The organism is Enterobacter sp. MGH85 (assembly GCF_001037655.1).
Lineage (GTDB): Bacteria > Pseudomonadota > Gammaproteobacteria > Enterobacterales > Enterobacteriaceae > Enterobacter > Enterobacter intestinihominis.
Genome location: NZ_KQ089925.1, coordinates 3,683,495 through 3,707,998, shown reverse-complemented (window position 1 = coordinate 3,707,998; position 24,504 = coordinate 3,683,495). Strand labels below are relative to the sequence as shown.

29 protein-coding genes and 1 other annotated feature are annotated in these 24,504 nt (G+C 52.9%); of the genes, 19 read left to right on the top strand and 10 right to left on the bottom strand.

What is annotated here, in order from left to right; translation table 11 throughout:
• Window positions 1–76 precede the first annotated feature (76 nt).
• Window positions 77–2,326 carry a catalase HPII gene (gene katE, locus SK51_RS17520; protein WP_048206865.1) on the bottom strand — a complete coding sequence of 750 codons (2,250 nt, stop codon included), beginning with the start codon at window positions 2,324–2,326 and terminating at the stop codon, window positions 77–79.
• Between the two features lie 201 nt (window positions 2,327–2,527).
• Between katE and cedA the strand changes: the two genes are divergently transcribed.
• Entirely contained in the window at window positions 2,528–2,767 is a 240-nt protein-coding gene (gene cedA, locus SK51_RS17515) for a cell division activator CedA (protein ID WP_022647825.1), read from the top strand.
• Between the two features lie 75 nt (window positions 2,768–2,842).
• A protein-coding gene (locus tag SK51_RS25025; protein WP_105318584.1) for an IS3 family transposase occupies window positions 2,843–4,200 on the top strand; the annotation gives its coding sequence in 2 pieces (ribosomal slippage) (window positions 2,843–3,305 and window positions 3,305–4,200; 1,359 coding nt in all).
• 59 nt (window positions 4,201–4,259) lie between these two features.
• Here the strand turns inward: SK51_RS25025 and tcyP are convergent.
• The 4 genes from tcyP to hxpB all read right to left on the bottom strand — a co-directional run bounded on the left by tcyP (window position 4,260) and on the right by hxpB (window position 8,026).
• The gene (tcyP, locus tag SK51_RS17500; protein ID WP_022647826.1) at window positions 4,260–5,651 is read right to left on the bottom strand and encodes a cystine/sulfocysteine:cation symporter; all 1,392 of its coding nucleotides are present in this window, start codon (window positions 5,649–5,651) and stop codon (window positions 4,260–4,262) included.
• Window positions 5,652–5,778: 127 nt separating this feature from the next.
• Complete coding sequence (locus tag SK51_RS17495; RefSeq protein ID WP_015570742.1) at window positions 5,779–6,369, bottom strand: metal-dependent hydrolase; 591 nt, start codon at window positions 6,367–6,369, stop codon at window positions 5,779–5,781.
• Window positions 6,370–6,464: 95 nt separating this feature from the next.
• A complete protein-coding gene (gene kduD / locus SK51_RS17490) occupies window positions 6,465–7,226 on the bottom strand; it encodes a 2-dehydro-3-deoxy-D-gluconate 5-dehydrogenase KduD (protein WP_023299906.1) in 762 nt (253 codons plus the stop codon).
• Window positions 7,227–7,354: 128 nt separating this feature from the next.
• Window positions 7,355–8,026: a hexitol phosphatase HxpB gene (gene hxpB / locus SK51_RS17485; RefSeq protein WP_023305962.1), complete on the bottom strand. Its 672-nt coding sequence runs from the start codon at window positions 8,024–8,026 to the stop codon at window positions 7,355–7,357.
• Window positions 8,027–8,167: 141 nt separating this feature from the next.
• On the opposite strand from hxpB, the gene SK51_RS17480 reads away from it, so the two are divergent.
• Window positions 8,168–8,704, top strand: a complete 537-nt coding sequence (locus SK51_RS17480) for a YniB family protein (RefSeq protein WP_015570741.1) — start codon at window positions 8,168–8,170, stop codon at window positions 8,702–8,704.
• A 32-nt stretch (window positions 8,705–8,736) separates the two neighbouring features.
• Here SK51_RS17480 and SK51_RS17475 read toward each other — a convergent pair whose 3' ends face one another.
• From SK51_RS17475 to pfkB, 3 genes are all read right to left on the bottom strand, one after another.
• A complete protein-coding gene (locus SK51_RS17475; RefSeq protein ID WP_022647830.1) occupies window positions 8,737–9,597 on the bottom strand; it encodes a fructosamine kinase family protein in 861 nt (286 codons plus the stop codon).
• A 105-nt stretch (window positions 9,598–9,702) separates the two neighbouring features.
• Window positions 9,703–9,993, bottom strand: coding sequence for a type V toxin-antitoxin system endoribonuclease antitoxin GhoS (gene ghoS / locus SK51_RS17470; protein WP_023305963.1), 291 nt, complete (start codon window positions 9,991–9,993; stop codon window positions 9,703–9,705).
• A 91-nt stretch (window positions 9,994–10,084) separates the two neighbouring features.
• A complete protein-coding gene (pfkB, locus tag SK51_RS17465; protein ID WP_022647831.1) occupies window positions 10,085–11,017 on the bottom strand; it encodes a 6-phosphofructokinase II in 933 nt (310 codons plus the stop codon).
• 17 nt (window positions 11,018–11,034) lie between these two features.
• Here pfkB and SK51_RS17460 point away from each other — a divergent pair, with 17 nt between their 5' ends.
• From SK51_RS17460 to SK51_RS17450, 3 genes are all read left to right on the top strand, one after another.
• The gene (locus tag SK51_RS17460; RefSeq protein ID WP_022647832.1) at window positions 11,035–11,307 is read left to right on the top strand and encodes a hypothetical protein; all 273 of its coding nucleotides are present in this window, start codon (window positions 11,035–11,037) and stop codon (window positions 11,305–11,307) included.
• A 5-nt stretch (window positions 11,308–11,312) separates the two neighbouring features.
• Window positions 11,313–12,071, top strand: a complete 759-nt coding sequence (locus tag SK51_RS17455; RefSeq protein WP_022647833.1) for a DUF481 domain-containing protein — start codon at window positions 11,313–11,315, stop codon at window positions 12,069–12,071.
• A 264-nt stretch (window positions 12,072–12,335) separates the two neighbouring features.
• Window positions 12,336–12,569 (top strand): YdgH/BhsA/McbA family protein, encoded by a 234-nt coding sequence (locus SK51_RS17450; RefSeq protein WP_032622263.1) that lies wholly within the window; start codon window positions 12,336–12,338, stop codon window positions 12,567–12,569.
• A gap of 149 nt (window positions 12,570–12,718) precedes the next feature.
• On the opposite strand, the gene yniD is transcribed toward SK51_RS17450, so the two are convergent.
• Together yniD and yncL are read right to left on the bottom strand one after the other, a co-directional pair.
• Complete coding sequence (yniD, locus tag SK51_RS25350) at window positions 12,719–12,826, bottom strand: small membrane protein YniD (protein ID WP_003857815.1); 108 nt, start codon at window positions 12,824–12,826, stop codon at window positions 12,719–12,721.
• Between the two features lie 98 nt (window positions 12,827–12,924).
• Window positions 12,925–13,017 carry a stress response membrane protein YncL gene (yncL, locus tag SK51_RS24440; protein ID WP_071785204.1) on the bottom strand — a complete coding sequence of 31 codons (93 nt, stop codon included), beginning with the start codon at window positions 13,015–13,017 and terminating at the stop codon, window positions 12,925–12,927.
• Window positions 13,018–13,340: 323 nt separating this feature from the next.
• On the opposite strand from yncL, the gene thrS reads away from it, so the two are divergent.
• From thrS to SK51_RS17390, 13 genes are all read left to right on the top strand, one after another.
• Window positions 13,341–15,269, top strand: a complete 1,929-nt coding sequence (thrS, locus tag SK51_RS17445; RefSeq protein WP_006809077.1) for a threonine--tRNA ligase — start codon at window positions 13,341–13,343, stop codon at window positions 15,267–15,269.
• Window positions 15,270–15,272: 3 nt separating this feature from the next.
• On the top strand, window positions 15,273–15,815 hold the full coding sequence (gene infC / locus SK51_RS17440) for a translation initiation factor IF-3 (RefSeq protein WP_059443439.1): 543 nt from the start codon (window positions 15,273–15,275) through the stop codon (window positions 15,813–15,815).
• Between the two features lie 97 nt (window positions 15,816–15,912).
• Window positions 15,913–16,110 carry a 50S ribosomal protein L35 gene (rpmI, locus tag SK51_RS17435; RefSeq protein ID WP_001124225.1) on the top strand — a complete coding sequence of 66 codons (198 nt, stop codon included), beginning with the start codon at window positions 15,913–15,915 and terminating at the stop codon, window positions 16,108–16,110.
• A gap of 50 nt (window positions 16,111–16,160) precedes the next feature.
• Window positions 16,161–16,517, top strand: a complete 357-nt coding sequence (rplT, locus tag SK51_RS17430) for a 50S ribosomal protein L20 (protein WP_000124850.1) — start codon at window positions 16,161–16,163, stop codon at window positions 16,515–16,517.
• 117 nt (window positions 16,518–16,634) lie between these two features.
• Window positions 16,635–16,759, top strand: a sequence feature (Phe leader region).
• Window positions 16,640–16,684 carry a pheST operon leader peptide PheM gene (pheM, locus tag SK51_RS25465; RefSeq protein WP_001386830.1) on the top strand — a complete coding sequence of 15 codons (45 nt, stop codon included), beginning with the start codon at window positions 16,640–16,642 and terminating at the stop codon, window positions 16,682–16,684. (Overlaps the previous feature by 45 nt.)
• A gap of 62 nt (window positions 16,760–16,821) precedes the next feature.
• Window positions 16,822–17,805 carry a phenylalanine--tRNA ligase subunit alpha gene (gene pheS / locus SK51_RS17425; protein ID WP_022647837.1) on the top strand — a complete coding sequence of 328 codons (984 nt, stop codon included), beginning with the start codon at window positions 16,822–16,824 and terminating at the stop codon, window positions 17,803–17,805.
• 15 nt (window positions 17,806–17,820) lie between these two features.
• Entirely contained in the window at window positions 17,821–20,208 is a 2,388-nt protein-coding gene (gene pheT, locus SK51_RS17420) for a phenylalanine--tRNA ligase subunit beta (RefSeq protein WP_023305964.1), read from the top strand.
• 4 nt (window positions 20,209–20,212) lie between these two features.
• Complete coding sequence (gene ihfA / locus SK51_RS17415; RefSeq protein ID WP_003857805.1) at window positions 20,213–20,512, top strand: integration host factor subunit alpha; 300 nt, start codon at window positions 20,213–20,215, stop codon at window positions 20,510–20,512.
• Window positions 20,513–20,615: 103 nt separating this feature from the next.
• Window positions 20,616–21,596, top strand: coding sequence for a vitamin B12 ABC transporter permease BtuC (gene btuC, locus SK51_RS17410; RefSeq protein ID WP_023305965.1), 981 nt, complete (start codon window positions 20,616–20,618; stop codon window positions 21,594–21,596).
• Window positions 21,597–21,629: 33 nt separating this feature from the next.
• Window positions 21,630–22,181 (top strand): glutathione peroxidase, encoded by a 552-nt coding sequence (locus SK51_RS17405; RefSeq protein ID WP_022650905.1) that lies wholly within the window; start codon window positions 21,630–21,632, stop codon window positions 22,179–22,181.
• Window positions 22,181–22,936 (top strand): vitamin B12 ABC transporter ATP-binding protein BtuD, encoded by a 756-nt coding sequence (gene btuD, locus SK51_RS17400; protein WP_023305966.1) that lies wholly within the window; start codon window positions 22,181–22,183, stop codon window positions 22,934–22,936. The genes SK51_RS17405 and btuD overlap by 1 nt, the downstream gene beginning before the upstream one ends.
• A gap of 72 nt (window positions 22,937–23,008) precedes the next feature.
• A complete protein-coding gene (locus tag SK51_RS17395) occupies window positions 23,009–23,473 on the top strand; it encodes an NlpC/P60 family protein (RefSeq protein WP_015570730.1) in 465 nt (154 codons plus the stop codon).
• A gap of 292 nt (window positions 23,474–23,765) precedes the next feature.
• Window positions 23,766–24,479, top strand: a complete 714-nt coding sequence (locus SK51_RS17390) for an EAL domain-containing protein (protein WP_048206864.1) — start codon at window positions 23,766–23,768, stop codon at window positions 24,477–24,479.
• The last annotated feature ends 25 nt before the right edge of the window (window positions 24,480–24,504 follow it).

Genomic DNA, 24,504 nt, shown 5'->3' with positions numbered 1-24,504 from the left:
GGACGGCTTCGCCTTACCGGGCCTACAACATCAGTCGAAATATAGGCCGGGTAAGCGTAGCGCCACCCGGTTTTTTTTACGCCGGTATCTGGTCAATCTTGCTGCTGCGCGACCACACGCGGTGCGCGGCGAGCAGGTCAAACAGCCGGGTCATAAACGCATCGTCAATGTTATCACCTTCGACAATGCCTTCTTCCCCTTGATCCGGTACCTTCAGCAGCGATTTAAACTTCCGCGCATCGCCTGCGAGGGCGATTGGCTTCAGGTGCTTATAGGCTTCCAGCAGATAATAGGCGGCATCACCGTTACCGAGCAAACTCTCAACGTCGCCGCACGGCATAATCACCGCATCAACCGTCAGGGACGGTGCCCCGGCAAAGGTCGCGGCAATCGGCAGGACGGAGCCATCATCGGCCGTCACTTCACCCATGCGTGAGTAAAGCAGTTTGGCGTGTACGCCCTGAGTCTTGAGCGCCCTCATGATCCCCAGCACGTCGCTGGCGCGCGGTTTATCGTTCAGCAGGATAGCCACTACGCGGCCTTTGATCGTCCCGCCAGGTACCGCGTACAGGCTCAGGGACGGATCCTTCTTCAGCCCGTTCACGTCTTTAGGCGGTGCAGCATGGCATTGCTCGTCAGTCAGCGTAATGCCGAGATTATTCGCCACGCCCTGAGCAAGCTGGATATCAATATGCGCCAGATGGTCGACCACGCGCCCGCGAATGTAGGTACGCACCACTTTGCTCAGCTCGAAGCTGAAGCCGCCGATAATGTGCTGCTGTTCGATCGGGGTCTGGCTGTTCCAGAACAGGCGAGGCTGAGCGTAATATTCGCCGAATGACGGGCTGCGCTCGCGAATTTTTGTTCCGTCCACGCGCTCCTGATACGACTCGAATCCGCCACGTTTAGGCCCCGGCGGGGTTTCACGCGGCCAGTTATCGTTAATGGAGTTCGGCTCGTAGTTCGCCGGGTTGGTATCGATATCCTGGCGATGCATCCCGTCACGCTGGAAGTTATGGTACGGACAGGTCGGACGGTTGATTGGGAGCTCATGGAAGTTAGGTCCACCAAGACGGCTGATCTGCGTATCGGTGTAAGAGAACAGACGACCCTGCAGCAGCGGATCGTTGGTGAAGTCCAGCCCCGGCACAATATGGCCCGGGTGGAACGCTGCCTGCTCATTTTCCGCGAAGAAGTTATCCGGGTTGCGGTTAAGCACCATTTTACCCACCAGCTGAACCGGCACCAACTCTTCAGGAATAAGCTTGGTCGGGTCGAGCAGGTCGAAGTCGAATTTGAACTCGTCTTCTTCCGGGATCAGCTGTAACCCCAGCTCGTATTCCGGGAAATCACCGGCTTCAATGGATTCCCACAGTTCGCGACGGTGGAAGTCCGGATCGCGTCCAGTCAGCTTCTGCGCTTCATCCCACACCAGGGACGCTTTCCCCGCGACCGGTTTCCAGTGGAAACGCACAAACGTCGCTTTACCTTCAGCGTTAATCAGACGGAAGGTATGAATACCAAAGCCTTCCATGGTGCGATAGCTGCGCGGGATCCCCCGGTCAGACATCGCCCACATCACGTTGTGAAGGGTTTCCGGTTGCAGGGAGACGTAGTCCCAGAATGTGTCATGCGCACTTTGTCCCTGCGGTATGGCCCAGTGTGGTTCTGGTTTTACCGCATGGACAAAGTCAGGGAACTTATGCGCGTCCTGTATGAAGAAAACCGGGGTGTTATTCCCGACGAGGTCGAAAATGCCCTCTTCGGTATAGAATTTGGTGGCGAAGCCGCGGATATCACGCACCGTGTCGGCCGAACCCGCGCCGCCCTGTACGGTAGAGAAACGCACAAACACCGGTGTGATTTTGTTCGGATCGGAAAGGAAATCTGCTTTGGTGATCTCCTTCAGGCTCTTGTACGGCTGGAAATAGCCGTGCGCCGCGGAGCCGCGAGCGTGGACGATACGCTCAGGGATACGCTCATGGTCGAAATGGGTGATTTTTTCGCGCAGGATGAAATCTTCCAGCAGCGTCGGGCCGCGCGTTCCGGCGCGCAGGGAGTTCTGATCATTGGCAATGCGAACGCCCTGGTTCGTGGTCAGCGCATGGCCTTCACCGCCCTTGCGGTGAGGATCGAGCGATTTCAGCTTTTCGTTTTCCGTTTCCGGGGCTTTCATGCTGCCCGGGGCGGTAGGCTGTTCACCCGGTGCGGAAGGACCCGGTGATGGTTTGTGTGAGCCGTCGGCTGGGGCAAGTGAGTCCATTCCCGGTTGAGATTCTTCAGTCCCATGAATGGGTGACTGATGTGGTTTATCATTGTTCGACATTGCACGCTTCTCCTTTGTTCATTCCTAAAAACCCTATTAAGGATAGAACAATGTTAAGAATTAGCAGGCGAACTAAGCGTTTTCAGATATTGATTAGCGAAAGGAGCCATCTGCGATACGTCAGGCGCGACGGGCGGGGGGAGAATCGGCTATGATAGAAATTTCCTGCTTTAAGAATTTGCTTTAGTGAACCCGTCGCTTATGAAACCTCTTCGTCAACAAAACCGCCAGGTTATTAGCTATGTACCCCGCGTTGAGCCCGCGCCGCCAGACCATGCCCTGAAGGTGGATGGTTTTCGCGATGTCTGGATGCTGCGGGGTAAATACGTTGCCTTCGTGCTGATTGGCGAGCACTTCCGTCGCTCCCCTGCGTTTACGGTGCCGGAATCGGCGCAGCGATGGGCAATGCAGACCCGCCAGGATGAAGAGGTTGAAGAATAACAGCCATAAAAAAACCGCCCGATTGAAGTGAACCCCGAAAGTTGGACATCCAACGATTAGGGGTTTTGCGTTTCAATGGGCAGAAAAAAATACTCACCTGAATTCAAGCAGCAAGTCGTACTCCACTATCTGTTCAGCAGTGATGGTGCAAAGAAAACAGCGCGGTTGTTCGGCGTTGATCACGGAGCGGTCAGACGCTGGACTGAGCACTGGAAAGTGAATGGGATGGACAGTTTTACCATTCCTACCAGGGCTTACTCTGCCGAGTTTAAAGAGTCTGTCGTGCTCTGGATGCAGCAACACAACAAATCATCCCGGAAAGCTGCGGCGGAGTTTCGTATTGCAGCCGCTTGTACTGTCAGCAAATGGGAGCGTCTTTACCGTACTGGCGGTATCATTGCCCTACAGGATAAACCCAGAGGACGCCAGATGAAGTCAGGGAAGAACGAAACTTCAGATAAAGAACTTAATAATCCCCGTCCAGCGTTCCAGAACGCTGAGGAAGAACTTGAATACCTGCGTGTTGAGAATGCCTACCTAAAAAAGCTTCAGGCCTTGATTCGGGAAAAGCAGAAGACAAAGCAAAAATAATTACCGAATTGAGGCGAAACCATAACCTGAGAATGCTGCTTCATATAGCAGGATTACCTCGCAGCACGTACTACTGGCATGTCAAAGCAGATAGCCGTGGAGAGCGCTATGAGGGCGAACAGCAAAGAATAGCCGCACTGTTCCACTATCATAAAGGACGATATGGTTACCGGCGCATTACCCTGGCGTTGCGTAATGAAGGCTATGGCATTAATCATAAAACAGTACGGAAACTGATGCGCAAGATGGGGCTGGCCTCATGCCTGAGAAGCAAAAAGTATCAGTCATACAAAGGCACCTACGGTAAAGTAGCGCCAAATACCCTTGCACGTGATTTTAAGGCCAGCAGTCCAAACCAGAAATGGGTCACGGATGTGACAGAGTTCAACGTAAAAGGGACAAAGCTGTATCTGTCACCAGTGCTTGATCTGTATAACAGCGAGATAATAGCCTGGAATATGACGACGCATCCGGGAATGAATCTGGTCGAAAACATGCTCAGCAAAGCCGTCAAGAGGCTGAAACCGGGTGACAGACCGGTACTGCACTCTGATCAGGGTTGGCAGTATCAGATGGCACGGTATCAGGAGAAACTTAAAGCTAAAGGCATAGAACAAAGCATGTCGCGCAAAGGGAACTGTCTGGACAATGCAGTGATAGAAAATTTTTTTGGTCTGCTGAAAACAGAATGTTGGTACCACGAAGAGTTTGAAAATACAGACCATCTACGAAAAACGGTGGAAGAGTATATCCACTACTACAACAACGAACGAATCAAGCTAAAACTAAACGGCCTGAGTCCGGTACAATACCGAACCCAGGCCATGTCAGCCGCCAGTTAAGAACGTGTCCAATATATGGGGTTCACTTCACGATGGCGGTTTTTTTATTTCAGCAGTGATTAACGATGTGCCAGTTCGGCATCATCTTCACTGTCGAGAATCGTTTTGTCGGTCTGCTTCAGCCACTGGCTGGTCAGGGTACCGGCGGTCATTGAACCACTCACGTTCAACGCGGTACGACCCATATCGATCAGTGGTTCAACAGAGATCAGCAGGGCAACCAGCGTTACCGGCAGCCCCAGCGCAGGCAGAACGATCAGCGCAGCGAAGGTCGCGCCGCCGCCCACGCCCGCAACACCGGCGGAGCTAATGGTCACGATACCGACCAGCGTCGCAATCCAGACCGGATCCAGCGGGTTAATACCTACGGTTGGGGCAACCATCACGGCCAGCATCGCCGGGTAGAGACCCGCACAGCCGTTCTGCCCGATGGTGGCGCCAAAGGAGGCCGAGAAGCTGGCGATTGACTCGGGTACGCCCAGACGACGTGTCTGTGCTTCCACGTTCAGCGGAATCGATGCCGCGCTGGAACGGCTGGTGAAGGCGAAGGTCAGCACCGGCCAGACTTTGCGGAAATATTTCAGCGGGCCAACGCCGTTCACCGCCAGCAGGATGCCGTGCACAACAAACATGATGCCCAGACCGAGGTACGAGGCAATCACAAAGCTGCCAAGCTTGATGATGTCTTGCAGGTTAGAACCTGCCACGACTTTGGTCATCAGCGCCAGGACACCGTACGGCGTCAGCTGCATGACCAGACGCACCAGCTTCATTACCCAGCTTTGCAGGGTATCGATGGCAGTCAGAACCCGCTCGCCTTTCGGCGCATCGTCCTTCAGCAGCTTCAGCGCAGCCACGCCCAGGAACGCAGCGAAGATCACTACGCTGATAATGGAGGTTGGGCTTGCACCGGTCAGGTCAGCAAACGGGTTTTTCGGAATGAAGGAGAGCACCATCTGCGGAACGGTCAGATCGGCCACTTTACCCACGTAGTTGGTCTCAATCGCCGTCAGACGCGCGGTTTCAGCGCTACCCTGCACCAGACCTTCAGCAGTCAGGCCAAACAGATTGGTAACCAGCACACCCACCAGCGCCGCAATCAGCGTGGTGAAGAGCAGGGTGCCAATGGTCAGGAAACTGATTTTACCCAGTTGAGAAGCATTATGCAGGCGGGCTACGGCGCTCAGAATTGAGGCGAATACCAGCGGCATAACGATCATTTGCAGCAGCTGTACATAGCCGTTACCGACAATGTTGAACCACTGAATGGAATCTTTCAGTACCGGGCTGTCGGAGCCGTAAATAGCGTGTAAGGCCAGGCCAAACACCACGCCCATGACCAGACCAACCAGTACCTTTTTCGCCAGGCTCCACTGTTTGTGGCGAGCCTGGGCGAGAAGCAATAGCAATACGACGAACACAACAATGTTCGCGATGAGTGGAAAATTCATCCCCGTTCTCCTGATTTATTATACGGTCGGTTTTTACCGAACCTGTTGGCGCAAGGTTATCAGAAGTGTGATGTGGCGCTTATACCCATATGGAATGGTTTATGACAAAAGTGATTGTATTGCCGGTTTAATGCTCAATCTGGTGATTAATAAAACGATTGAACTGAAATTGCAGCGAGTTGATCATCTGCGATGACCAGCGCACTGCACCATTTTCGGGCAATGTCTGCGGCATCCAGACGGCATAGGCAAACAGCGCCATGCACAGAACGCGCTCCAGCTGGTTGCCTTTTTGCGGCACGAGGATTGGCAGGCGGAAACGCCAGCGGCAGGGCCAGAGCAGCGGAACGCCCGCTGGCGTCAGCATATCGGCGAGGATATGGCTTAAGTAGCCGAGCACCATGCCCTGAATGGCATCCGCCGGGACTATCCAACTCTCGGGAACCTTCAAATAGAAGAGTGTAAGCAGGCCAAATACGGCCAGCAGGCTGTGGGTAAACCCGCGATGACCAAAGGCTCTGGCGATGGGTTTTGAAATCCACTTCAGCCGCTGACCAAGGAATGATTTTGGATGATCGATGTCCGGCAGCAGGCAGGTCAGCACGGCAGAAGGGACAATATGCCACCAGTCCCCCTGGGCCAGCACAGGGGTCAGTTCAGCGTTTTTAGCAAACACTGCACAGGCAAGTGAAAAAAGCAGGTGGCCTTCCGCCGTCATGATAAAACCCGGTAAACTGTCAATTCATACAGTATAGGGTTTTTATACAGTGTGTGAAAGAGGTGACGGTGTAACTCTTTGTCACAAACCGGCGGTTAGCGCGCCAGCCAGCCACCGTCTACGGCAAGGGTATGGCCGTTAACGTAATCCGACGCCGCCGAGGCCAGAAACACCACCGGACCCTGTAAATCCTCCGGAAGTCCCCAGCGGCCCGCCGGAATACGGTCGAGGATCGCCTGGCTGCGCTGCTCATCATCGCGAAGTTGTTGGGTGTTATTTGTCGCCATATAACCCGGCGCGATAGCGTTCACGTTAATACCTAGCGGCGCCCATTCGTTTGCCAGCAGGCGGGTGAGCCCGAGGACGCCGCTTTTCGAAGCCGTATAGGACGGCACCCGAATGCCGCCCTGGAAGGAGAGCATGGAGGCAATGTTAATGATCTTGCCGCCCTGACCCTGCACGATAAACTGTTTCGCTACTGCCTGAGAGAGGAAAAAGACCGATTTCAGATTGAGATCGATAACCTCGTCCCAGTCCTTCTCGCTAAATTCCAGCGCATCGCACCGACGAATGGTGCCGGCATTGTTAACCAGAATATCGATGCGGCCCATCTCTGTGACGGCGGTATCCACGACGCTCTGAATACTCTCATGCTTGCCGAGATCGGCGCGAATTGCGATAAAGCGCCGTCCCAGCGCCGTGACGCGCGCTGCCGTTTCGTCAGGAACCTTGCGGTTTACCCCCACGATATCGCATCCTGCCTGGGCGAGGGCAATGGCCATGCCTTGCCCCAGACCGGTATCGCACCCGGTCACCATCGCCACTTTTCCTGCCAGAGTAAAAGCATCCAGTATCATACGCGCCTCAGAAGTCAGGTTATTGTCATTCTGCACGTAAGGATAGGAGTCTGGAATGAGAAAAGCAAATAAAGTAAAACGTTGTTTTGATTTTGTGATACAGGCAGCCGAAGCTGCCTGAAAGAGCGTTACTCTCCGCGCAGATGGCGGGCAGTCAATTCTTCAAGAGACGTCAGCCTGACATCCGCGAGGGCAAAGCGGGGATCGTGTCGGCCTTCTTCAGCCGGCACAACGATGGAGCGCATACGTGCGGCTTTGGACGCCACCATGCCGTTAACCGAATCTTCCAGCGCCACACAGGTAAGCGGATCCAGCCCCAGTTTCGCGGCGCAGTCCATATACACCTGCGGATGTGGCTTGCTGTAAGGAAGCTTTTCGGCCGAGGCCAGCGCGTCGAAGCTGTCGCGCAGCCCGAACATCGTCAGCACTTTTTCCAGCATATGCAGAGGTGAGGCAGAGGCAAGCCCCACTTTCAGCCCTTGCGCCTTGCACAGGGCGATAGCGTCGCGTACGCCCGGTAACAGAGGCTTATTCTCTTCTACAAGGGAGATAGCACGGTTGATAATGCGCGCCGTAACTTCGTCGCGATCCGGGCCAACCCATGGCTGGTGGGCATACCAAAGGTCAACCACCATATCGATGCGCAGCCCCAGGGTATCGGAAAGCTCATTACGACGACTGATATCGACGCCGAGGCTGGCCATCACGTCCAGTTCAGCCCGATCCCACAGGGGTTCGGAATCAATCAACAATCCATCCATGTCAAAAATAGCGGCAAGTATCTGGCGCGGTGTCGACATTACAACATCTCCTTATCTTGGGGGTAAGACGAACGGTGCTAAGCACAAGCAATTTAGCATATTGCATTCAAAGATCGGGCGAAAATGACCGACAGCAGGTAGACTTAGGCACAAATAACGCGTCTTTATGAAGAGGAACTAATGACGTATCAACAAGCTGGACGCATCGCAGTCTTAAAACGTATTGCTGGTTGGGTTATTTTCATTCCCGCCCTGATTTCAACGCTGATCTCCGTACTTAAATTTATGTACGATCACAGCGAAAAACAGCCGGGCATTAATGCCGTCATGCTCGATTTTGCCCACGTCATGATTGAGATGATGCGGTTTAACACCCCATTCCTGAACGTCTTCTGGTTCAACTCGCCCACCCCGGATTTTCACCACCAGCTGAATGTCGGGTTCTGGATAATCTATGCCTTGATCTTTATCGCGATGGCGTTGCAGGCCTCCGGCGCACGCATGAGCCGCCAGACCCGCTTTTTACGCGAAGGGGTAGAAGATCAGCTGATACTTGAGAAGGCGAAAGGCCCTGACGGGATGAGCCGCGAGCAGATCGAATCGCGCATTGTCGTTCCGCGTCATACCATTTTTGTGCAGTTTTTCCCGCTCTATATCCTGCCGGTTATTATCATTGTGGCCGGGTATTTCTTCTTTACGCTGCTCGGCTTCCTGTAATGTCAAAGGGGGCGAATTGCCGCCCCCTCCCGCTATGCCGCCAGGATACGGTCCAGCGCCCGCTGGGCATTAACCAGATGACTCCCGCCAAACAAAATCGCCCGGTTTAGCAAGGTGTACAGCTGATAAACCGGCTGACGTTCAAGGAAACCCGCAGGTAACGGCGAGACAGACTGATAGCCATCATAAATTTGCGGCGGCTGTTCAGGGTGCAACGGCAGCATCGCCAGGTCACATTCTCTGTCGCCCCAGTAGCAGGCCGGGTCAAATATATAGGGACCATCAGGCCCAAGCGCGCAGTTGTTCGACCATAAATCACCGTGCAGAAGGGAAGCCTGAGGCTGATGCGAAGCCAGACGCTGCTGAATGTGTTCAACAATCGCGTCGATGTTGCCGAACGCTAGTCCCTTTTCAGCGGCCAGCTCCAGCTGCCAGCCTATGCGCTGCTCGGCGAAAAAAGTCGACCAGCGGCGTTGCCACGCGTTTGGCTGTGGGGTGGTAGAGAGGTCGTTATCGAAATCGAGCCCAAACTGAGGTTGATCGCTCCACTGGTGCAAACGGGCGATCTGTTGGCCGAGAATAAAGGCATTGTGCGCATCCAGAGGGCGCGCCGGAAGATAGTTCATCACCAGAAAGCTGTAGTCACGATCGCTGCCAACGGCTAAAACCTGTGGAACGTTGACTGTTTTACTGCGCGATAACAACTCAAGCTGATCGGCTTCGGCCGTAAAAATGGGGAGCAATTCGCGCTCATCACATTTCACGAAGAGATCGCGCCCGGCGTAACGTAAATGCCATGCGGCATGGATCTCTCCGCCTGGCAGTTCGTTACGCAGTTCAATTTCACCTTCACCCAGCTGCTCACTTAAAAGATGACTGATAGCCTGCCACATGATGTCTCTCCCATGTTGTCTGCCAGATCATAAAGTTAGCGCAAAACGGCTATAAAAAAACAGGAACTAACGCACAACTGAGCGGTTTAATTTTGTACAGGGCACTTATTGTTCTTTTTTATGCCAGTTTTCCCAGCTATCCACATCAATTTCCGTGGCTTTGTCAGTCACGCTTTCCACCAGGCCACTGGCCAGCGCCTTCACCTCCTCCTGACTCAGCGGGCTTATCAGGCCAAAGGCCAGCGAGCCGAGATCGTGAATATTGCCCTCATCGTCCGTCAGCGTGAGCAGAAAATTCGCCCGCGTGAAAGCGTTGTTGAGTTCATTCAGTTCGGTCAGCGATGCTTCATGAATATTGACGGTTACGACGTAGCGGGTGATATCACCACTGCTCATAATTCACCTCGTTGTTATCCTGAAAGTTTTCTTAGCATAGTCGATAAGCCATATTTGGCGACTTCCCCCTCCACGGGAAGGGGAAGCACGTTCAGCTTCTCGCCAGGTAATCGACAATTTTCTGGGTATCCGCAAGCGAACACAGACGGGTTCCCTGATTGATGGTGGCAGCGCTCCCTGCCGCGACGCCATAGCGTGCCATCTCCAGAAGCGAAGCGCCCTGCGCCAGCTTCAGCACCATCGCGCCAACCATACTGTCACCGGCACCCACGGTACTCTGACTTTTCATCGGCGGTGGAACAACCTGCACGCAGCCCGTCTTGTCGACGGCCAGCGCACCCTGAGGACCGAGAGAGACTACAACGCGATGCGCTTTGCCCGTGCGTACCAGCTCTTCTGCGGCAGTACGCACGTCATCAGGCTGGTTGAGCTCGCGATTGACAAGCGCACTGAGCTCTTTCTGGTTAGGTTTGACAAGTTCAAGTTGTCCGGGCTCTAACGCCGCCTTCAGGGCATCGCCTGAGCTATCGACAATGCAGCGGATGCCGCGCTGGAGCACCGCCTGAACCAGTGCCGTCAGCTTTTCTGTTTTGACGCCCGGCGGCAGGCTACCGCTGATCACCAGCAATGAGCCGCTTTCAATGGTCAGCACTTTCTCTTCCAGTTGACGAAACTCATCATCGCTCAACTTCGCCCCTGGCATCACAAAACGATATTGCTCGCCGCTGGATTCAACATGGACATGCAGGTTTTGCCGGGTCCAGTCTCTGGCGTCAACGGTATCTACGGCAACCTGTTCATCTGCCAGCAACGCAACCAGATGCTCACCCGTGGCGCCGCCAGCGGGGAAGATGGCGGTTGCTTTTCCGCCGAGATGGGTAATTGCGCGCGCCACGTTAATGCCGCCGCCGCCCGGCTCAAACACCGGCGCGCTACAGCGCAGCTTACCTTCCGGATAGATTTGCGGCGTCATGGTCGCAGAGTCGAGGGAAGGGGAGAGCGTCAGCGTGTAAATCGAAGCCATCATGACCTCCTTTTATCATGGGTTATTTTAAGCCTGGCACCGTTTGGCAGGAAGGCAACGTAAATAACAGTATGATTTTAAAAATGAATGCTGACAAAAAACCTTGGCCGGGTATATACATTAAATCGCGTTTTGGGATCGTTCTTATTCAAAAAATGAAAGAAGAAATTATTGCTATGTTATTTGCGGCTTTTTATAATTTGTTACCTTTCTATGGTCGCCTTGTCATTGATCCGCAAGAAAGTTTCCGAGACCGTGACGGTCTCTTTTTATGTTGTACGGACTCCTAAAATAAATGAAGCTTTTGAAGACAGTACCCGCAGCACTGATGCTGGCGGGTGGCGTATTTGCGTCACTGAATGCAACCGCCGATGATACCGTTTTTACTGTCATGGACGATCCCTCCACTGCCAAAAAACCCTTTGAAGGTAACGTGAATGCCGGGTATCTGGCGCAATCCGGTAACACGAAAAGCTCCTCCATGACCGCAGACAGCACCCTGACCTGGTACGGCAACACCACGGCCTGGTCGCTGTGGGGCAATGCCAGCAACACGTCTGCTAACGATGAACGCTCCTCTGAGAAATACGCGGTAGGTGGGCGTAGCCGTTACAACATGACAGATTATGACTACCTGTTTGGGCAGGCGAGTTGGCTTACTGACCGCTACAACGGCTATCGCCAGCGCGATGTCATGACTGCGGGTTATGGTCGTCAGTTCCTGAATGGACCAGTGCACAGCCTCCGTTTTGAATTCGGTCCGGGTGTCCGTTACGACGAGTACACCAACGGCGAAGATGAAACCCAGCCGCTGGGTTATGCATCGGGCACCTACGCATGGCAAATGACTGACAACGCGAAATTCACCCAGGGTGTGTCGGTGTTTGGTGCTGAAGATACAACGCTGAACTCTGAAAGTGCGTTGAACGTGGCTATCAACGAACACTTTGGACTCAAGGTGGCGTACAACGTAACCTGGAACTCATCACCGCCTGATTCCGCGCCGGAACATACCGATCGCCGAACCACGATTTCTTTAGGTTATAAAATGTAATTTCTTCGGGCCGGGACTATTCTCGGCCTGTTTTTTATTTTTTGAAACTGTGCTTATTTATATTAAACGGCGTTTTGAAATAATAGGCATGCTTTCGTCTTCATAATTTCTCCATAATTAGGCGACCAGGCCTTATTCAGTTTATTTGACACGATTTGATAAATAATTTGACTAGGCAAAAGTGTGATCCAGATCTACACTTACGGCACAGGCAAAAAACTCGCCTCAGGCATTTCTGCATTAATTAAGTATGAGAACAGAATTATGAAAAAAATCAAAACCGCTACAGCAGCGATGGTGCTTTCCGCACTTTCATTTGGCGTATTTGCTGCTGATAATATGACGCAACCTGCCAGTGACGTTAACAGCCCAGTCGGGATCGCTAAAGCCTCTGATGTTGAAGCAGGCTCCAACATTGCCCCTGGCTCCCAGTCTACCGGCCAGTCAATGAATGATGCATTTGATGTACACAAGCTGGTGGCGGGTGAGTGGTCCTGATATTTCAATTGCCACATGTGATGGAATATATACGCTGTCCCAGCCTGGCGAAAACCGGATTATGACGTACCGGTTTTGGACCATAAATTATCGTAAAGATAGTTAAGATTTATTCAGTAAATTCACGGCACGTTTTCGCTGACATAATATTAGCCCCAGATCATCGCGGCCCAACGCAGCAGCAACATCGCGCCGCAAATAGCGATTAACACCACGACCATTTTCCAGTGCTTAACGGCAAATCTTTTTGTTGGCATAACCCAATCCTTGTCAGTTGATACCCTTAGTCTACCAAAGTCTGCGCCAGAAAGCGCTTTACCCGGGACAACAGGTTATGCCAGAACAGCGGTTCGGCTTAAAACCAGTGGAATCTGTCGGCCAGTATCAATACCAGACCAGCAGCGGAAAGTAGATTCAATATCACAACGGTTCTGCTCGATACATTCATGTGATACCCCTTCGATGTTTAAGGACCAGATCAAGAATAGCTCAGCACTTTCGGATTGCGAGCCCCCGTCAACAAAAGTTCATGAACGCAGACATAAGGATGAGCGGTTCAAATCGGTCGCGGGAAGGTGCATTCGCCCTGTTAATAGTGTTACCATTACGCTGCTTGCCGTAAATCCGCATTTATCTGAATCGGCAGGTGCATGATGACGAACCAATTTGACGATTGTTGGTCAGATGGTTTCGTAATCTACTGTTTAATCACGATTATTTTCTTTGTATATGCTCTTATGTGTGGGGCATCACTGCAAATAAGGATATAAAATGCCTGTAATTACTCTTCCTGATGGCAGCCAACGCCATTTCGACCACGCTGTAAGCCCAATGGATGTTGCCCTGGATATCGGTCCTGGACTCGCAAAAGCAACCATTGCAGGCCGCGTAAACGGTGAGCTGGTAGACGCGTCCGATCTGATTGAAAGCGATGCAACGCTTGCGATCATCACCGCGAAAGACGAAGAAGGTCTGGAGATCATTCGTCACTCCTGTGCGCACCTGTTAGGTCATGCTATTAAGCAGCTGTGGCCCAACACCAAAATGGCGATCGGCCCGGTTATCGACAACGGCTTCTACTACGACGTTGACCTTGACCACACCCTGACACAGGAAGATATCGACGCGCTCGAAAAACGTATGCATGAGCTCGCCGAAACGAACTATGACGTCATCAAGAAGAAAGTCAGCTGGCATGAAGCGCGTGAAACCTTCGTGAAGCGCGGCGAGAGCTATAAAGTCTCGATTCTTGATGAAAACATCGCTCATGATGACAAGCCTGGCTTGTACCATCACGAAGAATATGTCGACATGTGCCGTGGACCGCACGTGCCGAATATGCGCTTCTGTCATCACTTCAAACTGATGAAAATCGCAGGCGCCTACTGGCGTGGCGACAGCAACAATAAAATGTTGCAGCGTATCTATGGTACCGCATGGGCCGATAAGAAAGCCCTGAACGCGTACCTGCAACGCCTGGAAGAGGCGGCTAAGCGTGACCACCGTAAAATCGGTAAGCAGCTTGACCTGTATCATATGCAGGAAGAAGCGCCGGGGATGGTGTTCTGGCATAACGACGGCTGGACAATCTTCCGTGAACTGGAAACGTTCGTGCGCTCCAAGCTGAAAGAGTACCAGTATCAGGAAGTGAAAGGCCCGTTCATGATGGACCGTGTGCTGTGGGAAAAAACCGGCCACTGGGACAACTACAAAGATGCGATGTTCACCACTTCGTCTGAGAACCGTGAATACTGCATCAAGCCAATGAACTGTCCGGGCCACGTTCAGATCTTCAACCAGGGTCTGAAATCCTACCGCGATCTACCGCTGCGTATGGCGGAGTTCGGTAGCTGCCACCGTAACGAGCCATCAGGTGCGCTGCACGGTCTGATGCGTGTTCGTGGCTTTACTCAGGATGATGCGCATATCTTCTGTACTGAAGATCAGGTACGTGATGAAGTTAACGCCTGTATTCGTATGGTCTACGATATGTACAGCACCTTTGGCTTCGAGAAGATCGTGGTCAAACTCTCAACGCGTCCGGAAAAACGTATCGGTAGCGATGAGACATGGGATCGCGCAGAGGCGGATCTCGCCGTGGCGCTGGAAGAGAACGGTATTCCGTTCGAATACCAGCTGGGCGAGGGCGCATTCTACGGTCCAAAAATTGAATTTACCCTGTATGACTGCCTCGATCGCGCATGGCAGTGCGGAACGGTACAGCTGGACTTCTCCCTGCCGCAGCGTTTAAGCGCCTCTTATGTTGGCGAAGACAACGAGCGTCAGGTGCCGGTTATGATTCACCGTGCGATTCTCGGTTCACTGGAGCGCTTCATCGGCATCCTGACTGAAGAGTTCGCGGGCTTCTTCCCAACCTGGCTTGCGCCAGTGCAGGTAGTTGTGATGAACATTACCGATTCTCAGGCGGATTACGTTAAAGAATTGACGCAGAAACTACAAAATGCGGGCATTCGCGTAAAAGCAGACTTGAGAAATGAGAAGATTGGCTTTAAAATCCGCGAGCACACTTTACGTCGTGTCCCGTATATGTTGGTCTGTGGTGATAAAGAGGTGGAAGCAGGCAAAGTTGCCGTTCGCACCCGCCGTGGTAAAGACCTGGGGAGCCTGGACGTAAGTGAAGTGATTGAGAAGCTGCAACAAGAGATTCGCAGCCGCAGTCTTCAACAACTGGAGGAATAAGGTATTAAAGGCGGAAAACGAGTTCAAACGGCACGTCCGAATCGTATCAATGGCGAGATTCGCGCCCAGGAAGTTCGCTTAACAGATCTTGAAGGTGAACCACTGGGGATTGTGAGTCTGAGAGAAGCGATCGAAAAAGCTGAAGAAGCTGGAGTAGATTTAGTTGAAATCAGCCCTAACGCCGAACCGCCAGTTTGTCGTATTATGGACTACGGCAAGTTCCTTTATGAAAAGAGTAAATCTTCTAAGGAACAGAAGAAGAAGCAAAAAGTTATCCAGGTTAAGGAAATCAAATTCCGTCCTGGTACCGACGATGGCGATTATCAGGTAAAACTCCGCAGCCTGATTCGCTTTCTGGAAGATGGCGATAAGGCCAAGATCACGCTGCGTTTCCGCGGTCGTGAGATGGCCCACCAACAGATTGGTATGGAAGTGCTTAACCGCGTCCGTGAAGATCTGAGTGAACTGGCAGTAGTCGAATCCTTCCCAACGAAGATCGAAGGCCGCCAGATGATCATGGTGCTCGCTCCTAAGAAGAAACAGTAAGGCCTTCAAGCAGCAAAATCTGTGGAGCCTTCGGGCCCCATAGGTTTTGTTCGCCTATGTTTCGTTTATTTAACAATGCGAAGTGGAAGTTATTAAAATGCCAAAAATTAAGACCGTACGCGGTGCTGCTAAGCGCTTCAAAAAAACCGGTAAAGGTGGTTTTAAGCACAAGCACGCTAACCTGCGTCACATTCTGACTAAGAAAGCTACCAAGCGTAAACGTCACCTGCGTCCAAAAGCCATGGTTTCTAAAGGCGATCTGGGCCTGGTCATCGCGTGCCTGCCGTACGCATAAGTCGTTAACGTTTAACTTTTTTAACTTAGAATAGATACAGGAGAGCACACATGGCTCGCGTAAAACGTGGTGTAATTGCACGTGCACGTCACAAGAAAATTTTGAAACAAGCTAAAGGCTACTACGGTGCGCGTTCACGCGTATACCGCGTTGCCTTCCAGGCTGTTATCAAAGCAGGTCAGTACGCTTACCGTGACCGTCGTCAGCGTAAGCGTCAGTTCCGTCAACTGTGGATTGCGCGTATCAACGCAGCAGCACGTCAGAACGGTATTTCTTACAGCAAATTCATCAACGGCCTGAAAAAAGCCTCTGTTGAAATCGACCGTAAGATCCTGGCTGACATCGCAGTATTCGACAAAGTAGCGTTCACCGCTCTGGTCGAAAAAGCGAAAGCAGCACTGGCATAAGCCAGTTGAAAGAGGGGGCTTTGCTCCCTCTTTTCATATCGCCTTATCAGAAGATTGACATTTACCCGTCCAGGCTTTTCAATAAGGTCTTAACGGTTTTTACCCTACAAGGTAACGCAAGCATGAATGCTGCTATTTTCCGCTTCTTCTTTTACTTTAGCACCTGACTTCAGGAGGCTAGCGCGTGAAAGATGAAACGAAAAACAGCGCCAGATAAGCCTCCCGATGGAGGCTTTTTTTGTGCCTGAATTTGAGAGATTACGTCCAACAATTCGGTGTCTGCACCGACATAATGAGGAAAACCATGTCACATCTCGCAGAGCTGGTTGCCAGTGCAACGGCCGCCATTAACCAGGCCTCAGATGTTGCCGCGTTAGACAATGTCCGCGTCGAATATCTGGGCAAGAAAGGGCATCTGACCCTTCAGATGACTACCCTGCGTGAACTGCCAGCAGAGGAGCGCCCGGCAGCAGGTGCAGTGATTAACGAAGCCAAAGAGCAGGTACAACAGGCGCTGAACGCACGTAAAGCCGAGCTGGAAAGCGCAGTACTGAATGCGCGTCTGGCGGCAGAAACGATTGACGTTTCTCTGCCGGGTCGCCGTATCGAAAACGGCGGTCTGCATCCGGTTACCCGTACTATCGATCGTATTGAAAGTTTCTTCGGTGAGCTCGGCTTTACCGTGGCGACTGGCCCGGAAATTGAAGATGACTACCACAACTTCGATGCCCTTAACATTCCTGGCCATCATCCGGCACGCGCTGACCACGACACTTTCTGGTTTGACGCCACCCGTCTGCTGCGTACTCAGACTTCTGGCGTTCAGATCCGTACCATGAAGGAGCAGGCTCCACCGATCCGCATCATCGCGCCGGGTCGCGTATACCGTAACGACTACGATCAGACCCACACCCCAATGTTCCACCAGATGGAAGGTCTGATTGTTGATAAAAACATCAGCTTCACCAACCTGAAAGGCACACTGCACGATTTCCTGAACAACTTCTTTGAGGAAGATTTGCAGGTTCGTTTCCGTCCGTCCTACTTCCCGTTCACTGAACCTTCTGCGGAAGTTGACGTGATGGGTAAAAACGGTAAATGGCTGGAAGTGCTGGGCTGCGGCATGGTACATCCAAACGTACTGCGCAACGTAGGTATCGATCCGGAAGTATACTCCGGCTTTGCGTTCGGTATGGGCATGGAGCGTCTTACCATGCTGCGCTACGGCGTAACCGACTTACGTGCGTTCTTCGAAAACGATCTGCGTTTCCTCAAACAGTTTAAATAAGGGCAGGAAAGAACAATGAAATTCAGTGAACTGTGGTTACGCGAATGGGTTAATACCACGCTGGACAGCGACGCGCTTTCTAACCAGATCACCATGGCGGGTCTGGAAGTTGATGGCGTGGATCCTGTTTCTGGCGCCTTTACCGGCGTCGTGGTAGGTGAAGTGGTTGAGTGTGGTCAGCACCCTAACGCCGACAAACTGCGCGTAACAAAAGTCAATGTGGGCGGTGACCGTCTGCTGGATATCGTCTGCGGTGCGCCAAACTGCCGACAGGGCCTGAGGGTAGCCGTGGCGACCGTCGGCGCGGTACTGCCGGGCGATTTCAAAATCAAAGCGGCTAAGCTGCGCGGTGAGCCGTCTGAAGGCATGCTGTGCTCCTTCTCCGAGCTGGGCATTTCCGACGATCACTCCGGGATTATCGAGCTGCCGCAGGATGCACCAGTGGGTACCGATATCCGCGAATACCTGAAGCTTGATGACAACACCATCGAAATCAGCGTGACGCCAAACCGTGCCGACTGCTTAGGTATCATCGGTGTAGCCCGCGACGTGGCCGTGCTGAACCAGACCGAACTGAACGAGCCGGAGATCGCTCCGGTTGAGGCAACCATCAGTGATGTGCTGCCGATTCAGGTTGACGCGCCTGAGGCCTGCCCGCGCTACCTCGGTCGTGTGGTGAAAGGTATTAACGTTAAAGCGCCAACCCCGCTGTGGATGAAAGAGAAACTGCGTCGCTGTGGTATCCGTTCTATCGACGCTGTGGTTGACGTGACCAACTATGTTCTGCTGGAGCTGGGCCAGCCAATGCACGCCTTCGATAAAGATCGTATCGAAGGGGGTATTATTGTGCGCATGGCGAAAGAGGGCGAAACCCTGGTTCTGCTGGACGGCAGCGAAGCGAAACTGAACGCCGACACTCTGGTAATTGCCGATCACAACAAAGCGCTGGCGATGGGCGGGATCTTCGGCGGCGAGCACTCTGGCGTCAACGACGAAACGCAAAACGTCCTGCTGGAATGCGCGTTCTTCAGCCCGCTCTCCATCACCGGCCGCGCACGCCGTCACGGTCTGCACACTGACGCTTCTCACCGCTATGAGCGTGGCGTGGATCCTGCGCTGCAATACAAAGCGATGGAGCGTGCGACTCGCCTGCTGATCGATATCTGCGGCGGTGAAGCGGGTCCGGTAATTGATGTGACCAACGAAGCGACACTGCCGAAGCGTGCGACCATTACCCTGCGCCGCAGCAAGCTGGATCGCCTGATTGGTCACCACGTTGCCGATGCGCAGGTGACCGACATTCTGACGCGTCTGGGCTGCGAAGTCACTGAAGGTCAGGACGAGTGGAAAGCCGTTGCACCATCCTGGCGTTTCGACATGGAGATCGAAGAAGATCTGGTGGAAGAAGTGGCCCGCGTTTACGGCTACAACAATATCCCTGACGAGCCGGTGCAGGCGGGTCTGGTGATGGGCAGCCATCGCGAAGCCGATCTGTCACTGAAGCGTGTGAAAACCATGCTGAACGACAAAGGCTACCAGGAAGTGATCACCTACAGCTTCGTTGATCCTAAGCTGCAACAGCTGATCCACCCGGGTCAGGAAGCGCTGATCCTGCCAAGCCCGATCTCCAGCGAGATGTCAGCGATGCGTCTGTCCCTGTGGACGGGACTGCTGGGTACTATCGTTTATAACCAGAACCGTCAGCAGAACCGCGTGCGTATTTTCGAAAGCGGTTTGCGCTTTGTACCGGATACTCAGGCCAATTTAGGCATCCGTCAGGATCTCATGCTGGCCGGCGCCATCAGCGGTAACCGCTATGAAGAGCACTGGGACCTGGCAAAAGGGACGGTTGATTTCTACGATATGAAGGGCGATCTGGAAGCGATTCTCGATCTGACCGGTAAATTATCCGAAATTGAATTCCGCGCAGAAGCGATTCCAGCCCTGCATCCGGGCCAGAGTGCGGCGATCTATTTAGACGGCAAACGTGTTGGTTTTATTGGGGTTGTTCACCCAGAGCTGGAACGTAAGCTGGATCTGAATGGCCGTACCATCGTATTCGAGCTGGAGTGGAGCCCGGTTGCAGACCGCGTCATTCCTCAGGCAAAGGACGTCTCACGCTTCCCGGCAAACCGCCGTGATATCGCGGTTGTGGTCGCTGAAAATGTGCCCGCAGCAGATATTTTGGCCGAATGTAAGAAAGTTGGCGTAAATCAGGTAGTTGGCGTAAACTTATTTGACGTGTACCGCGGCAAGGGCGTAGCAGAAGGTTTCAAGAGCCTCGCTATTAGCCTTATCCTTCAGGATACCAGCCGTACACTCGAAGAAGAGGAGATTGCCGCTACCGTCGCCAAATGTGTAGAGGCATTAAAAGAGCGATTCCAGGCATCATTGAGGGATTGAACCTATGGCGCTTACAAAAGCTGAAATGTCAGAATATCTGTTTGATAAGCTTGGGCTTAGCAAACGGGATGCCAAAGAGCTGGTAGAGCTGTTTTTCGAAGAGATCCGTCGTGCTCTGGAAAATGGTGAGCAGGTTAAACTCTCCGGCTTTGGCAATTTTGATTTGCGAGACAAAAACCAACGTCCGGGCCGTAACCCGAAGACGGGGGAAGATATTCCCATTACAGCCCGCCGCGTGGTGACCTTCAGACCCGGACAGAAGTTAAAAAGCCGTGTCGAAAACGCAACGCCCAAAGCAGAGTAATATGAACTAACTAAAAAGGCCGCTCACGCGGCCTTTTTTCTTTGCGCTATTTGCTAAACCCGCCGTAAAATCAATGATATCTCAACCGGATAACCTATCGTCTATGCTTGATCTTGCCCGTCTTCAGCACCGCTCCGATCTCCGCCGCCTGTGTCTGCTCGGGGTGCTGATGATTGTCGCCACCACCGTCAGCCTGTGTGCGGGCGATCGGTGGCTGGGACCGGAAAGCTGGTTTACGCCTGAGGGACAGCTCTTTGTCTGGCAGATCCGCCTGCCACGGACGCTGGCTGTGCTTTTAGTCGGCGCTGCGCTGGCGCTGTGCGGCACGATCATGCAGGCATTATTTGAAAACCCTCTGGCGGAACCCGGACTTCTCGGGGTGTCGAATGGCGCAGGCGTCGGGCTTATCGCCGCCGTGATGCTGGGGGGAGGCGAGCTCTCCGCCTGGGGGATTAGCCTCAGCGCCATCCTTGGCGCGCTGTTGATAACCCTCATCCTTCTGCGCTTTGCTCGTCGCCATTTATCCACCAGCCGGCTGCTGCTTGCCGGGGTAGCGTTGGGGATCATCTGTAGCGCGCTGATGACATGGGCCGTCTACTTCTCCACCTCTTTCGATCTGCGCCAGTTAATGTACTGGATGATGGGGGGATTTGGTGGCGTTGACTGGCGTCAGGGGTGGCTGATGGTGCTCCTGATCCCGGTCATCCTGTGGACGGCGTTCCAGGCGCAGCCGCTTAATATTCTCGCGCTGGGCGAAACGTCTGCTCGCCAGCTCGGGATGCCGATTGGCTTCTGGCGCAACGTGCTGGTAATCGCCATCGGCTGGATGGTGGGCGTAAGCGTGGCGCTGGCGGGGGCGATTGGCTTTATTGGGCTGGTGATCCCGCATATGCTGCGCCTGTGCGGTATTACGGACCACCGAACTCTGCTTCCGGCCTCGGCGGTTGCCGGGGCGGCAACGCTGCTGATTGCCGATATCATCGCCCGGCTTGCGCTGACGGCCGCTGAGTTGCCGATAGGCGTGGTGACCGCAACGCTGGGCGCACCGGTCTTTATCTGGCTACTATTAAAAGCTGGACGTTAAAACACAACCTGTAAGTCAACCTGAGGGAATGCTATGCAGTCTGATATTCTGAATACCGAAGTGACTACCATTGACGGCGAGAAAACCACGCTGGAAGGCTACAAGGGCAAGGTACTGCTCATCGTGAACGTGGCATCGAAATGTGGCCTTACGCCGCAGTATGAACAGCTGGAAAACATTCATAAAGCCTGGGAAAAAGACGGCTTTACCGTACTCGGCTTCCCGTGCAACCAGTTCCTGGGCCAGGAGCCGGGCAGCGAAGAGGAGATTAAGACCTTTTGCAGCACAACCTATGGTGTGACGTTCCCGATGTTCAGCAAAATTGATGTGAACGGGGAAAATCGTCATCCGCTGTATGCCAAACTGGTGGCTGCGGCGCCGACCGCCGTTGCGCCTGAAGAGAGTGGTTTCTATGAGCGTATGGCGAGCAAAGGTCGCGCGCCGCTCTATCCGGACGATATTCTGTGGAACTTCGAAAAATTCCTGATTGGCCGTGACGGTCAGGTCGTGCAGCGTTTCTCGCCTGACATGACGCCTGAAGATCCTATCGTGATGGAATCAATCAAACTGGCGCTGGCGAAATAATGACGCTGCTGATGCAGCTCACAGGCGTTGCCGGGAAGGGACGTCTTGAGCCTGTTACCGCCGCAGTCAACGCAGGTGAAATCCTTCACCTGGTTGGGCCTAACGGCGCCGGAAAAAGCACGCTGCTGGCGCGCATGGCGGGGCTGACCCGCGGGGAAGGGGAGATTACCTTTCTCGGGCAATCGCTCGTCAACTGGCTACCCTCTACACTCGCCTCCCGTCGAAGCTATCTGGTTCAGCAGCAGATTCCGCCCTTTGCAATGCCCGTCTGGCACTACCTGACGCTGCACCTGCCTGATAAAAATCAGGTAGCATTGCTCCATGACGTTGCTGCGGCGCTCGGGTTAGACGATAAGCTCACCCGACAGGCCAGCCAGCTTTCCGGTGGCGAATGGCAGCGCGTGCGTCTGGCCGCCGTCATCCTTCAGGTTCATCCGGTGGGAAATCCTCACGGGCGGTTGCTGCTGCTGGACGAGCCGATGAGCGGACTGGACGTTGCCCAGCAGGCAGCGCTGGATACTCTGCTCAGCGCGCTGTGTCGCAAGGGCATCGCCATTGTGATGAGCAGCCATGATTTAAACCATACGTTGCGCCACGCGCATCGGGTGTGGTTGCTGGCGCGTGGCAAACTGATTGCCAGCGGAACGCGCGACAGCGTGCTGACGGCCCCCAATCTTGCGAGTGCTTACCACATGTCGTTCCGGAGGCTGGATATTGAAGGCCACAAGATGCTCATTTCCACGGCGCAGGAATAACCTTTCTTGCACAGCCGCATAGATGCACGCTAAATTACCGAAAGAACAAAAAAAGCAGAGGATTCGTCTGAAATGCGATTCTGGTTTCTCCTTGTTGCGGCGCTATTTCTTGCAGGATGCAGCAGCCATCGTGCACCTCCGCCTAACCCACGGCTTTCCGATTCCATTACGGTCATTGCCAGCCTGAACGATCAGCTCAGCAACTGGCGCGGCACCCCTTATCGCTACGGCGGGATGAGCCGGGGCGGGGTGGATTGCTCGGGATTTGTGCTGATGACTTTCCGCGATAAATTTGACCTACAGCTTCCGCGTGAAACGCGTATGCAGGCGAAAATCGGCACTGAAATTGATAAAGACGAGCTCCTGCCCGGCGATCTGGTCTTTTTTAAAACAGGTTCCGGTGAAAGCGGCCTTCATGTCGGCATTTATGACACCGATAATCAGTTCATTCATGCCTCGACCAGCCGCGGCGTGATGCGCTCCTCTCTCGATAATGTTTACTGGCGTAAAAATTTCTGGCAGGCCAGGCGTATTTAACCGCTGCATAAAGATGCAGTGCGGAAGGCCTGGCGGTGAAAATAGCCGTCAGGCTTTTCTTGCGGGTGGATTAAAGTAAAATTTTTGCCCACTTATTTTTGTCAGCATGTGCCTGTTTTATCTAAAACTGGCTATTATTCAATAACCAGGATAAGATTATTTTAGATTCAGGGAAAAATCTGAAAATTAATACGGAAAGAATGAAATTAATCTTATTAAAATCAAGACAGTGGAATTGTGCCTGCAATTGCTCCAGGATGTTCTCTCTCATCTTTAATGCAGGACAAGGGCGATGATTATTACGCTAGATAATGCTTACAAGTCTGAACTTTTACTCCTTCCGGCGCGTGATAGTGCAGGTTTGCTTAAAGGTTTAGAGATTTTGGTTAACTTTACTGGCGTGGGTACGGACGTACGAATCCCGACTGAACTGGTTATCCCTCATCTTTCTCAGGAAGATGAATTAGTGCTGTTTCAGGAAAAACTGCAATTACTCGATACCTGTAAGCTATTTTTTATTCAGCATCAGTTAATTGCATGGATCAATATTACACCTGCAATTGTTGAGTTTTTATTAACTAATGAGAACGCTGTTTCAATCCTTGATCGTTATCCGTTTCTTGAGTTTACTGTTAATGAGAACTATCCAGGTTTAAATAACGGGAAAGACGATCTGACGCTTGCAAGAATGGCGATCCATTTCCCCTTAGTGCTGGCTAACTTTGGTGCAGGGGCTGCATCCCTTAAACCGGTTTATGATGGTCTGTTCAAACGGGTGATTCTGGATAAAAACTTTATTCATCAGCGCGTCTCGGCGCTCTCTTTCGAGCCATTTATGCGCGCCATCCTCTGGCAGATCGCGCCGCATTGTCAGTCGGTCATGGTCTCGGGAATTGACGATCACGGCATCTTACAACGCGTGCTGCCCTTCAATTTTGGCGCAATGCAGGGAACCCTGTGGCCTGCCGTCCCGGCAGAACGCGTAACGACCCTCGTTCAGCAATAACCCCTTTCTTCCCCCGTGTTTACGT